This window comes from uncultured Fibrobacter sp., assembly GCF_947166265.1.
In the GTDB taxonomy this organism is placed as follows: Bacteria; Fibrobacterota; Fibrobacteria; order Fibrobacterales; family Fibrobacteraceae; genus Fibrobacter.
Genome location: NZ_CAMVDO010000029.1, coordinates 22,670 through 33,800 on the forward strand (window position 1 = coordinate 22,670; position 11,131 = coordinate 33,800).

11 protein-coding genes and 1 tRNA gene are annotated in these 11,131 nt (G+C 52.5%); 2 read left to right on the forward strand and 10 right to left on the reverse strand.

What is annotated here, in order from left to right:
* Positions 1 to 247 precede the first annotated feature (247 nt).
* The 6 genes from argC to Q0W37_RS12260 all read right to left on the reverse strand — a co-directional run bounded on the left by argC (position 248) and on the right by Q0W37_RS12260 (position 4,735).
* Positions 248 to 1,213 carry an N-acetyl-gamma-glutamyl-phosphate reductase gene (gene argC, locus Q0W37_RS12235; RefSeq protein ID WP_297701842.1) on the reverse strand — a complete coding sequence of 322 codons (966 nt, stop codon included), beginning with the start codon at positions 1,211 to 1,213 and terminating at the stop codon, positions 248 to 250.
* Positions 1,214 to 1,370: 157 nt separating this feature from the next.
* The gene (locus Q0W37_RS12240; protein WP_173351675.1) at positions 1,371 to 1,868 is read right to left on the reverse strand and encodes a YchJ family protein; all 498 of its coding nucleotides are present in this window, start codon (positions 1,866 to 1,868) and stop codon (positions 1,371 to 1,373) included.
* Positions 1,869 to 1,992: 124 nt separating this feature from the next.
* Positions 1,993 to 2,613 (reverse strand): methyltransferase, encoded by a 621-nt coding sequence (locus Q0W37_RS12245; protein WP_297701843.1) that lies wholly within the window; start codon positions 2,611 to 2,613, stop codon positions 1,993 to 1,995.
* A complete protein-coding gene (rlmN, locus tag Q0W37_RS12250; protein WP_297701844.1) occupies positions 2,607 to 3,680 on the reverse strand; it encodes a 23S rRNA (adenine(2503)-C(2))-methyltransferase RlmN in 1,074 nt (357 codons plus the stop codon). The genes Q0W37_RS12245 and rlmN overlap by 7 nt, the downstream gene beginning before the upstream one ends.
* Before the next feature lie 86 nt (positions 3,681 to 3,766).
* Positions 3,767 to 4,114, reverse strand: a complete 348-nt coding sequence (locus tag Q0W37_RS12255; RefSeq protein WP_297701845.1) for a helix-turn-helix transcriptional regulator — start codon at positions 4,112 to 4,114, stop codon at positions 3,767 to 3,769.
* Between the two features lie 547 nt (positions 4,115 to 4,661).
* A tRNA-Arg gene (locus tag Q0W37_RS12260) sits at positions 4,662 to 4,735 on the reverse strand.
* 186 nt (positions 4,736 to 4,921) lie between these two features.
* On the opposite strand from Q0W37_RS12260, the gene Q0W37_RS12265 reads away from it, so the two are divergent.
* Entirely contained in the window at positions 4,922 to 7,228 is a 2,307-nt protein-coding gene (locus tag Q0W37_RS12265; protein WP_297701846.1) for a penicillin-binding protein 1A, read from the forward strand.
* On the opposite strand, the gene Q0W37_RS12270 is transcribed toward Q0W37_RS12265, so the two are convergent.
* Both Q0W37_RS12270 and Q0W37_RS12275 read right to left on the reverse strand, forming a co-directional pair.
* The gene (locus tag Q0W37_RS12270) at positions 7,225 to 7,716 is read right to left on the reverse strand and encodes a hypothetical protein (protein ID WP_297701847.1); all 492 of its coding nucleotides are present in this window, start codon (positions 7,714 to 7,716) and stop codon (positions 7,225 to 7,227) included. The genes Q0W37_RS12265 and Q0W37_RS12270 overlap by 4 nt on opposite strands.
* 20 nt (positions 7,717 to 7,736) lie before the next feature.
* Complete coding sequence (locus tag Q0W37_RS12275; RefSeq protein WP_297701848.1) at positions 7,737 to 8,348, reverse strand: hypothetical protein; 612 nt, start codon at positions 8,346 to 8,348, stop codon at positions 7,737 to 7,739.
* A gap of 117 nt (positions 8,349 to 8,465) precedes the next feature.
* On the opposite strand from Q0W37_RS12275, the gene Q0W37_RS12280 reads away from it, so the two are divergent.
* Positions 8,466 to 9,635: a TraB/GumN family protein gene (locus Q0W37_RS12280; protein WP_297701849.1), complete on the forward strand. Its 1,170-nt coding sequence runs from the start codon at positions 8,466 to 8,468 to the stop codon at positions 9,633 to 9,635.
* Positions 9,636 to 9,776: 141 nt separating this feature from the next.
* On the opposite strand, the gene prmC is transcribed toward Q0W37_RS12280, so the two are convergent.
* A complete protein-coding gene (prmC, locus tag Q0W37_RS12285) occupies positions 9,777 to 10,745 on the reverse strand; it encodes a peptide chain release factor N(5)-glutamine methyltransferase (RefSeq protein ID WP_297701850.1) in 969 nt (322 codons plus the stop codon).
* Positions 10,746 to 10,820: 75 nt separating this feature from the next.
* A partial coding sequence (locus Q0W37_RS12290) for a peptide chain release factor-like protein (protein ID WP_297701851.1) occupies positions 10,821 to 11,131 on the reverse strand: 311 nt, incomplete at its 5' end.

An 11,131-nucleotide genomic window follows, 5' to 3' on the forward strand; every position in this document is an offset into this window, starting at 1 on the left:
CCATGTGGTATGAGCTGTCGATTTATTTCTATCATTCATTTTAAATCCTTTGAAATTGTTGTTATGCAGTTGGCAGACCGCATCTCAATATTAGTCAAAGGATTTTTTCATGACCGCCAGAAGGCTTTTATGGAACTACCGGCGTAGCCGGTAGTTTTCTTATATACAACAAAGCCAGTCCAAACAGGACTGGCTTTTCTAATTTGTAGGGTGGTGCGGGCGTGTTTACCGCGAAACTCTGTTTTGTTTATACCAGGCTGATGCTTTCGTCCAGGCCGAGGGCAATATTCATGTTCTGAATGGCAGCACCGCTTGCGCCCTTGCCGAGGTTGTCGATAATCGTCGTCACCTGCATCACGGTTTCGTTGCCGAACACCTGAATGCGGGCGTTGTTCGTATCGTTCTCGACGGTGGCGTCAAGGCGGCCGTTGAACAGCACGGGGGCTGCTTCGTACGGCATCACCTTCACAAAGCGAGATCCTTCGTAATGTTTCGCCAAGATTTCGGTGAGGCCTTCGGGACCGACCTTCTTGGTGAGTTCATTTGCAAAGATGGCGACAGTGACCGCCATGCCCTTGTAATAAGGGCCAAGCACCGGGTTGAAGAACGGCGTATTTTCAAGTTCGCAGTACTTCTTCATTTCGGGGAGGTGCTTGTGAGCAAGCGCTAAAGCGTACGGGGCGGGTGCCATGATAGCCTTCGATTCGCCTGCAGCGTGTGCAAGTGCCGCAGCTTCTTCGTATTCGGCAATCAGCTTCTTGCCGCCGCCGGAATAACCGGTGATGCTGTAGGCGGCAAGGTTTGCGTTTTTCGGCAAAATGCCTGCGGCAACCAGCGGGTGTACACCGAGAATGAAGCCCGAGGCATGGCAGCCGGGGTTCGCGATGCGCTTGCTTTTGGCAATGGCTTCGCGTTGTGCAGCCGAGAGTTCCGGCATCCCGTAGGTCCAGTCGGGGTTGACGCGGTGGGCGGTCGATGCGTCAATCACGCGCGTGTTCGGATTTTCGCAGAGGGCTGCACTTTCGATAGCCGCAGCATCGGGCAGGCATAGGAACGTCACATCGGACTCGTTGATGAGTCGCTTGCGTTCGTTAATGTCTTTGCGGAGTTCGGGAGAAATGCGCAACACTTCGATGTCGTTACGCTTTGCGAGTCTCTCATAAATCTGCAGGCCAGTGGTACCTGCTTCACCATCTACGAAAACTTTGAACATGGTTAATAGTGGTTAGTGGTTAGATTTGGGGTTTTAGGGGCGGAGCCCCTAGGCGAAGGGGTGACGAGCAACGAAGTTCTCGGAGTGCGAGTCAGGGGAAGGCTTTCCCCTTGTCCTTTCGTCTCTCGTCTGTAGGCTCGGAGAGCCGTTCTTTCGTCTACTTGTTAGCGCCGCAGCACTTCTTGTACTTCTTGCCAGAACCGCACGGGCACGGATCGTTACGGCCAACGACCGGACCTTCGTGACGGACGGTTTCCTGCTTCACGGCACGACCGTCGTAGAAATACCATGCGCCGCCCACCTTGTGGAACTCGCCGAGTTCGTGGTGGTTACGGGTGATGTTGCCCTGCTTGAAGCGTGCGACGAATTCGACCCAGCCGATATTCTTTTCTTCTTCGGTCTTGGTCTGCTTGATTTCGATGCCGAGCCATTCGGATTCCTTGCTCCAGGCGGTCACGCTCGGTTCGTCGAAGTCGCTACGCTGGGTGGCTTCGAGGGATTCCTTGAGCCAGCCGATTTCCTGCTTCACGTAGGCGGTGTAGCGGGAACGCATCAGGGCTTCGGGGCTTGCCGCGAGGGCCTTCTGCTTGATAATCGGTTCACAACATTCGCAGTATTCCTTACCGGAACCGCAGGGGCATAAATCTTTTGCCATAACTTAATCCTTGTGTCTTCGTTGAAGCGGCTTGGCCGCCGTTAAAAATTTGGTAAAAAAGGTAGAAAAAAAACGAGCGGTTGAATTCCGCTCGCCTTTAAATTAGTGCGTTCTCTCGTCTCGCTTACAGGCACTTCTTGAGAAGCCAAATTTCTTCCTTGCCTTCGCGGTTCGGGAGGCTGTTTACGGGCTTGATGCGTTCGACAACGTCGAAAACGCCGCCGAGGCGGGCCATGAGTTCGCCTTCGCTAGTGGCGTGCGGCGGACCCTGCAAGGTCTTTCCGTTCATGAGCGGATAGAGGAAGAGGATCAGGAGGCCGTCATCCTTCATCATCTTGTAGCAGACTTCGAAGAATTCGTCGCGGCGGCCCGGATGGATCGCCGTGAAGGCGCAGTAGTCATAGACGATGTCGAAAAGCTGACCGCCGCGCTTGTCGTCTTTCGGCGAGAGCGAGAACAGGTCTAGGTCCAAAGAACGCAGATTCTTGTGCTTGCGGCTCAGGTGGTCGAGTTCATCGACAGCGGTGGGGGCGAAATCGACTGCCAGCACGTCATGGCCACGGAGTGCCCAGGCTTCGGCGTCATAGCCAAATCCTGCGCCAGGAACCAAGACGGAGCCTGTTGCGGGGCAAGAGGGGTGCTTGAAAAATTCCGTCAAGGCGGGCGTCACCTTCTTGAGATTCCAGTAGTCCTTGCCGTCGGCATAGAGGTTGTCCCAGAAATCCGGGAGGTTCTGCGTTAACATACTTTACCTTCCTTTTTGTACGCAAGTTGCCCGCAGGCGGCAAGAATGTCGCGGCCACGCGGGTTGCGGATCGTGATTTGTATTTCGGCTGCTCTAACCATCGCCAAAAAGTCTTCGACCTGCTCCGGCGTAGGGGCGTGGAGCGTTGGGTCGTCACCATCGTTCAGCACAATGGCGTTCACCTTCACGCGGCGGGGGGCGCAAATGCGGATGAGTTCCTTGGCGGCCTTGGGCGTGCAGGTGATGTCCTGGATCAGGACGAATTCAAAGGTTACATAATTATCGGTTCTACGAATGTATTCGTCAACCGCTTCCAAAAGTTTTTCGATGGGCCAGGTCTTGTTTACCGGCATTACGGACGAACGGTATTCGTTGTTCGTGCTATTGAGGCTTACCGCGAGGCAGCAGGGGGTGTTCCTGTCTACGAGTTCCTTGATTTTCGGAACCACGCCGCTCGTACTCACCGTCATGCGCTTGGAACCCATGTTGAATAGGCTCTGGTTATGCAGCGTGCAGCAGACGCGGTGAACGTTTTCGAGGTTGTTGAGCGGCTCTCCCATGCCCATGAAGATGATGTTTGTGACCTGGGCGGTTTTGCCTTCTTCGTTCAGGAGGCCGGAATCCTTCAGGTACCAGTTCACGTTGATGATTTCTTCGAGGATTTCGCCAGCTTCGAGGTTTCTTGTAAAGCCCATTTTCGCGGTGCGGCAGAAGGCGCAGTTCATGGCGCAGCCCACCTGGGTTGAAACGCATACGGAATAGCGACCGTTTGCAGGGATCATCACCGTTTCGATATGGTGACCGTCGTGGGTTCTAAAAAGCCACTTGACGGTTCCGTCGACCGAGACCATGCGGGTTTCTTCGGTGAGAGCTCGGAGACTGAACTGGGCTGCCAGTTTTTCGCGGAGGGCGGGGGAGATGTTCCCCATTTCGTCGTAGCTTTTAACTTGCTGGCAGAAAAGCCATTTTTGAATCTGGCTAGCACGGAACGGCTTTTCGTCCTGCTCGCGGAGCCAAGCCTTGAGCTCGTCCTCCGTCAGCGTTTTTATGTTCTTCGGCCATTCCATCGGGGGGTAAAGATAGCAAAAAAATACATTTTTGTTAAGGGGCAAACAAGAACAAAAATGGGGCGGAAAGACTATGATTCTAGGCACTAATGCGCTGGTTTTCGCTTGATATTGTGGAGGTATGCAAGGGCTTTTTTGTTATTTTCGGCGGCTAAAACAGGGTCGGTGTTTATGACAAAGTTTCCTGTTTCGATAAGGGGATACAGTCGGTCTACTTCTTTGAAAATATCGGATAGGGATTTGTGGTAGACGTTTGCCAAAGTGCTTAAGGAGTTGATGGAAAGCTGTCTTTTGCCTCCTTCGACCTGCGATATGAATTGCCTAGTGATGTTGGATAGGCACGACAACCCGTTTTGTGTGAGTCCCTGTCGGCGACGGCAATCTAAAAAGATTCGCCGAAGGGCTTCGTGAAGAATGTGGTCTTTGTATTCCATTAGATCCTGGTGAGTTTTATTAGGTCAACACTCCTTTGCGTCCCCTGTAACAATTTTAGAATATGTGCTATTTGCGGAGTGCAAACAACTGTTTGCAAAATGTGCAAAAATTTATTAACGTAGTAGGGGCCAATCGCGCTGGAACCCGCATAGAATAAGGGATTGAGCGAATGTCCGAAAATTATATTTAAAATAAAAGTTTGTCTTTTTCTTGTTAAATTGGAAGGCTTGGTGGAAAATTGCGGGTTTACGGCGGCTCCAGTTTCTCGCCCGTTTGTATAAAGATGAGATTTGTTATTTGATGGTGCTTTGTATAGAAATAAGAAAGGCGTCTCACTTGCCGTGAAACGCCTTCCTTTCTGCGGGTGCTAGGACTCGAACCTGGAGCGGTATATAGACCGGATGTGCCGAATTCATATAAAAAAGCCAGTTGTGGCACATCCTCTCGCAAATGGGCTTGCCCATTTGCTCACAAAGGCTCCAGTTTCTCGCCTGCAATCAACATGAACAAAGAAAAGGCCGATCTTATCGATCGACCTTTCCTTTCTGCGGGTGCCAGGACTCGAACCTGGAGCCTTTTGGTTCGTAGCCAAACGCTCTATCCAGTTGGGCTACATCCGCTTGATTGATGGCCCAAATATAGCTTAATGAGTTTTTTTGTCAAGGGTTTTTGTTGAAATTTTTGAAGTTTTTTTTCGGAGGCTCCAAACGGTTGCGTTTTGGCGGGGGATAAACGCTTGGTGGTTAAGGGTTTTGCTTTCAAATAGCTATCTTTTCTGCCAAATTTTTTTCTAACGGTGATGGACCATGAATAAAGTCAAATCCGTATTGTTTTCGGTTCTGAATGTTTTGAAGGGCTGGCTTGTTGACCGTAGGGTGATCAAGTGGTTGATTATTTTTGCGGTGCCCGTGGTGGCGGCCTTTATTGCCGTCGTTGCGGTCTATAATCATTATGCGCCGGAGCTGCCTTCGCTTTCGCAGCTGGAGCAAATCAACCCGAAGTTGGTCACGAACATTTACGACATGAACGGAAAGATTGCCCACGAATATTTTGTGGAGCGTCGTGAGTGGACAAGTTTCGACTCGATTCCCGAAAATGCGATTCATGCCGTGATGGCGACCGAAGACCGTGCTTTCTACAGCCACTGGGGAATGAACGTGTGGGCGATTCCACCTGCAATTATCCAGAGCAAGCTGAGCGGCAAGCAACTCCGCGGTGCATCTTCCCTGACACAGCAGTTGACCAAGCTCTTGTTCCTGACTCCGGAACGTACGATTTCGCGTAAGATCAAGGAAATGATGACGGCTATCCGTATCGAGCAGACTTACACGAAGCAGGAAATTCTTGAATTCTACATGAATGAAGTCTACCTGGGTGGTGGTAACTATGGATTCCAGGCAGCGGGTAAGTTCTATTTCGGACGTCCGCTCGATAGCCTTACGATTCCTGAATATGCGGTTCTCGCCGGTATGCTCAAGGCTCCCGAATCATACCGCCCCGACCGTCATCCGAAGGCTTCCTTGGAACGCCGCAATACGGTGCTCTATGCCATGCGCGATGCGGGCTACATCAATGATGACGAATACCACGAATATATCAAGACTCCGATTGAACTTGCCAAAAAAGAAGTTTCCAATGAATCGGGCTTGTACTTCTACGAAGAAATCCGTAAGTACATGGAAAAGAAGTACGGCGAAAATTCTCTGTATGCCGACGGTATTTCCATCAACTCGACAATCGACCCCGATATTCAGGCCTTTGCCGATAGTGTTGCCCGTGTGCAGGTGGAAAAGGTCCGCCGTCGCGTGAAGTACCGTGCGACCCGCCGCCTTTACCTGACTAAGAAATACAATATGCCCGAAGACAGTGTGGTTGCGCACTTCGATAGCGTGTACACGCTTTTCAAGAAGGAATACTTGGCCGAAGATTTGAAGCGCCCTGCTGACAAGCGCCGTTTCCCGGATAGCATTGTTTACCATCATCCTGAAATTGCGGCGATCTTGATCGAAAACGAGACGGGGGCAATCCGTGCGATGGTGGGTGGCTCCGACTTCAACCAGTCCCGTTGGAACCGTGCGGTGCAGTCGCTGCGTCAGCCGGGGTCTTCGTTCAAGCCGATCGTGTATTCTACGGCAATGGACAACGGTGCAAGTCCCTGCGACTCCGTGAACGACCAGCCGGTGAGCATTCCCGATCCAGACGATAAGGACAAGAACAAGGTCTGGCGCCCGGCGAACTTTGAACACGACTTCGAAGGCATGATGACGCTCCGTCGCGCCCTTTACCGCTCCAAGAACCTGCCTGCCATTCTTACCGGCATGAAATACGGCCTTAACAACGTGGTGAACTACGCCCGCAAGTTCGGTATTGTACGTGCTCCGTTAATGGCTGTTCCGAGTCTTGCGCTGGGTTCCGTAGGTGCGACCCTTATGGAAATGACTTCTGCCTATACGGTGTTCCCGAATGGCGGTAACCGAATCGAACCTTACATGATCGAATCGATTGTCGACCGCAATGGCGAAGTGATTGAAAAGAATTCCAAGGTCGAACACGAAGTGCTGCGCCCGGCATCGGCCTACCTGATGGTGGACATGCTCAAGGACGTGAACGTCCGTGGTACGGCGGCCCGCGTGTGGGCGAGTGGCTTTACGCATCCGAGCGGTGGCAAGACCGGTACGACGAACGACTACACCGACTGCTGGTACATCGGCTTTACCAAGCAGTATACGATGGGCGTGTGGGTCGGCTCCGACAGCCCGGGTACCTTGGGTGCCGGTCACACGGGTACCGAAGATGCGCTCCCGGTCTGGATGGCTGTGATGAAGGAGCTTCATAAGGATCTGCCGCGCAAGCCCTTCCCGGTTCCCTCGGGAGTCGTAAGCAAGGGCGTCTGCAACCATACGGGTAAGCTCGCCGGTGAGTTCTGCTCCGAAAAGACCTACTGCCTGTACACGGCGGGGTACGCTCCGACCGAGACTTGCGACGGTAACCATTTCGAAGTCAAGACAAAATCTGCTGACGATGCAACGCTCTTCAGCAACAAGGGTGCCAGTTCCGCTCCCAAGGCCTCTAGCAGTGGCCCTGCGAAAAAGAGCACCCGTAAGATGTTCTAGTAGAGATACGGAAAATCGTAAAAGTAGAAGGTGACTGTCCCGTCATCGTTTTTCCACCAGGCCATTTCGCTCCCGTCCTTGTAGAGCGTGAGTTCGTCGCTGTCCTGGTAGAAATTGAAGTAGCTGCCAAGTTCCGAGTCGTAGCCTTCGTCGTATTCCGATTCAAGGTAATAGTAGCGGTCGCCGTCCAGGTTTAGGTTGGCGAGTCCGTCGCTGTCTACGCGGAGCGATACAAACATCGAGGTGGAATGGATTTTGCCACAGTCGTAAGCTCCGAATGAATCGAAACGGCAATCTTGTACGTAGTAGAAATTAAAACGTTTGTTGTATCTGGCGCCGTCGGCTTTCGGATCTGGGCCGAGATCGCCGCAGGCGGTCAGGAGCGTGCCGCAAGAAAGGGCAAGGCCAAGAACGGCCGAGAACGGTGCTGAAAAAAACGACGCTTTTTTCAGCGCCGTTCTTGAAAGATTTTTGAAGAGTGGATTCATTGCTTTATCGAAGTTCTTCTTTACGGGTTCTCGTAGTCGCCGCCATAAAGTTCTTCTTCGGCTTCTTGAGTGTTTTCATCCTGGTAGGCTTCGGGGGCCTGCAGGTCGCGGGTGCTGCCGTACTTGCGCTTTTCTTCGTCGGTCAGCTTGTTGGAGTAGACGATTTCTTCCTGGCTCTGGGAAGCTTCTTCCTCTTCTTCCTGCAGAATCTTTTGACCCTGTTCGATGCGGCGCTTGATGCGTTCGTCTTCCATCTGCTTCAGGTTCGTGCCGACCTTGGCCTGTTCTTCGGACATCACGTAGCGTTCGTTGGCTTCGTCCATGGCGCCCTTGATGCCGACCAGACGACCCTTGCTGTCGACCTGAAGACCAGCCCTACGGAGAGTCGAAAGCGGAAGGCGACGGGCAGCGGTCTTGTATTCGTCCTTGAATTCGTAGCCGTCGGAGGAGGCGATTGCGTCGGCTTCGTCAGCGGTTACGTATTCCAGAGCTTCTTGCCAGCGGGAACCCTGTACGCAGGAAGTAAAGCCAACGAGGGCATTGTCCAATGCTTCCGGATCGTCGGAGCGCGTACCGCCACAGGCGGTCAAGGCGAGTGCTGCCAAAGAAAGACCTAATAAAAGCTTTTTCATAGGTTAAACCTCCGAAAAAATAAATTCGCTATAAATATATTCATTTTTAGCGAAAGTCAATGAAGAACGTCTTTTTTTTTCGTTCAAAAGGTCATTTTCTTGCTATCATTTACGTCCATGAACGAAAACGCAGATATTTACCGCATCCGTAAAGACGACCGTGAAATTATTCTTATCGGTACTGCCCATATTTCCCAGGCCTCCAAGGAGCTGGTTCGCGAAACGATAGAGGCTGAAACTCCGGATACGGTCTGCGTTGAACTGGATGAAGGCCGCCTGAATTCCATCAAGGATCCGGACCGCTGGAAAAAGATGGACCTGAAGCAGGTTATCAAGAAAAAGCAGTTGGCGACGCTGATTGCAAACCTCGTACTCGGGTCGTACCAGAAACGAATGGGTGCCCAGACGGGTGTAAAGCCCGGTTCCGAATTGAAGGAAGCGGTCGAAGTCGCCGAAAGACAAAACAGCAATTTGGTTCTTGCGGACCGCGATATCAAGATTACTCTGAAACGCACCTGGGCCTGTACTCCGTGGTACCGCAAGCTGAACCTGCTGGCGGGGCTTTTTGCAAGCATTTTCGACAAGACCGAAGTGAGCGAAGAAGAACTCGCCAAAATCAAGGAACAGGATGCGCTGAGTTCCATGATGCAGGATTTCGGGAAATCTTTCCCCGAAGTAAAGCAGGTGCTGATCGATGAACGCGACCAGTTCCTGGCGAGTAAGATCAAGAATGCCCCTGGCAAGAAAATCATTGCGGTCGTGGGGGCCGGCCACATGAGAGGTATTGCGCAGATTATCGAGCAGGACAAGGAACTGCCGAGCGAAGAATCCATTAGCGTTATTCCGAAAAGCGCTCCGATCTGGAAAATTATCGGCTGGGCGATTCCTGTTGCCATTGTTGCAAGTATCATTGCGGTCGGTATTCATACCGGTGCCGAAAAGGCCGGCGAACTCAGCCTTCAGTGGGCGATGCTTACGGGCGGTGGTGCGATGCTTGGAACCATCATTGCTGGCGGACATCCGCTGACGGTCTTGGTTGCCTTGGTGGCGGCTCCGTTTACGGGACTTACTCCGCTTATTGGTGTCGGTTTCTTTACGGCGCTGACGCAGGTTTACATGAGACCTCCGCGAGTGTCTGAAATGGAAACGCTGACGGACGATATCTGGCAGGTGAGACGCTGGTGGAAAAACCGCGTGACCCGAGTCATCCTTTGTTTCCTTTGTCCGGGAATCCCTGCGATTATTGGAAAGATTCTTGCGATATTCAAAATTTACCAGGCGATGTAGTCGCTTGAATTTAGGATGGTCGCGAGAGTGCGGGCCAATGGGAAGGCTTCACTTATTTGCAGACCGAGCGGTCTTTGTGAGCGACAAAGCCCCAGGCGTTAAGCTGGGGCGGTCGCGAGAGCACGGGCCAATGGGTTTGCTTCACTTATTTGCAGACCGTGCGGTCTTATAGCTTACAAATCGAATATTGCCACAGTAATCCTTGTGGATTCCGGTAAATTCTAGCCACGGGTAGTTGTCGGCTTCGCTCTTCAGGACTTCTGCCTGTTCCGAGCCGATTTCCAGAAGAATCGAGGCCTTTGCGTTCAGCTTGCCTTCGGTCTGCTGCAGTAACTTGCGCACGAGCGTAAGTCCGTCGGGTCCGCCGTAGAGGGCGAGTGCCGGGTCGAACTTATCGACTTCGGGCTGGAGCTTTCCCTTTTCGCCATCGGGAATGTAGGGGAGGTTTGCGATGAGGCAGTCGATTTTTGGTAAGGTCGCTGTGCTTGCCGAAGCGCCGACAACATTTGCAATAACGTCGTCGGTGACAGCATCGAGCAAGTCGCCTTGTGCAAAGACCAAGGTCCCTGAGCTTGTCGAAGGGACTGATGAGCTTGTTGAAGCGGAACTGTCGCCGAGGGCGTTGGCTTCGGCGTTTTCGCGGGCGAGCGAAAGTGCATCTTCAGAGATGTCTGTCGCAAGCACTTTCGCACCGGCGATTTCTTTCGCGCAGGCGATAGAAATCGCGGCTGTTCCCGTGCCCACTTCCACGATGAACGGCGATTCGATCCCCTTGAGGCGTTCTTTTGCCATGTCGACAAGCATCTCTGTCTCGGGGCGCGGGATCAGCGCCCGCTTGTCGCATTTGATGATAAATCCGCGGAAACTCGTGTCGCCGATAATATGCTGCAGCGGTTCGCGGCTTGCGCGGCGTGCCACCATCTGGCGGAGAACATCGAGTTCCGCGTCGGTCAGCGGCTTTTCGAAGTTCAGGTAAATGTCCATGCGGGACTTCATCTGAAGCCCGTGGCTGATGATGTATTCGGCATCCAAGCGCGCGTCAGGAATACCCTTCTTTTCGAAGAAGACCTTGGTGCGGTTCAGAATTTCAAGTACAGTCATCTGCGGCATTATAGACATTCCTATCGTGCGTCATTGTGAGCCCCAGGTCCTTGAGCTTGCCGAAGGGAGGGGCGTGGCAATCCATTAAGCGTTGAACTTTCCGAGTTTTTCCTGGGCGTTAGCCATCTGGAGTCCGTTGATGATTTCATCGAGGTCGCCGGTGATGACTTTGTCTAGATTGTACAGCGTCAGGCCGATACGGTGGTCGGTCACGCGGTTTTGCGGGAAGTTGTAAGTGCGGATCTTGGCGCTACGGTCGCCGGTACCCACCAGGGCCTTGCGGCTTGCGGCTTCTTCCTGTTCCTTTTTCGCAATCACGGCGTCAAGAATCTTGGAACGAAGCATTTCCATGGCGTGCAAGCGGTTCTGCAGCTGGCTACGTTCGGTCTGGCAGC

Coding starts and splice junctions, on each gene's coding strand:
- Q0W37_RS12265 (WP_297701846.1), top strand. CDS start 4,922: ATGAATAAAGTCAAATCCGTATTGTTTTCGGTTCTGAATGTTTTGAAG.
- argC (WP_297701842.1), bottom strand. CDS start 1,213: ATGTTCAAAGTTTTCGTAGATGGTGAAGCAGGTACCACTGGCCTGCAG.
- Q0W37_RS12255 (WP_297701845.1), bottom strand. CDS start 4,114: ATGGAATACAAAGACCACATTCTTCACGAAGCCCTTCGGCGAATCTTT.
- prmC (WP_297701850.1), bottom strand. CDS start 10,745: ATGCCGCAGATGACTGTACTTGAAATTCTGAACCGCACCAAGGTCTTC.
- rlmN (WP_297701844.1), bottom strand. CDS start 3,680: ATGGAATGGCCGAAGAACATAAAAACGCTGACGGAGGACGAGCTCAAG.
- Q0W37_RS12240 (WP_173351675.1), bottom strand. CDS start 1,868: ATGGCAAAAGATTTATGCCCCTGCGGTTCCGGTAAGGAATACTGCGAA.
- Q0W37_RS12270 (WP_297701847.1), bottom strand. CDS start 7,716: ATGAATCCACTCTTCAAAAATCTTTCAAGAACGGCGCTGAAAAAAGCG.
- Q0W37_RS12280 (WP_297701849.1), top strand. CDS start 8,466: ATGAACGAAAACGCAGATATTTACCGCATCCGTAAAGACGACCGTGAA.
- Q0W37_RS12245 (WP_297701843.1), bottom strand. CDS start 2,613: ATGTTAACGCAGAACCTCCCGGATTTCTGGGACAACCTCTATGCCGAC.
- Q0W37_RS12275 (WP_297701848.1), bottom strand. CDS start 8,348: ATGAAAAAGCTTTTATTAGGTCTTTCTTTGGCAGCACTCGCCTTGACC.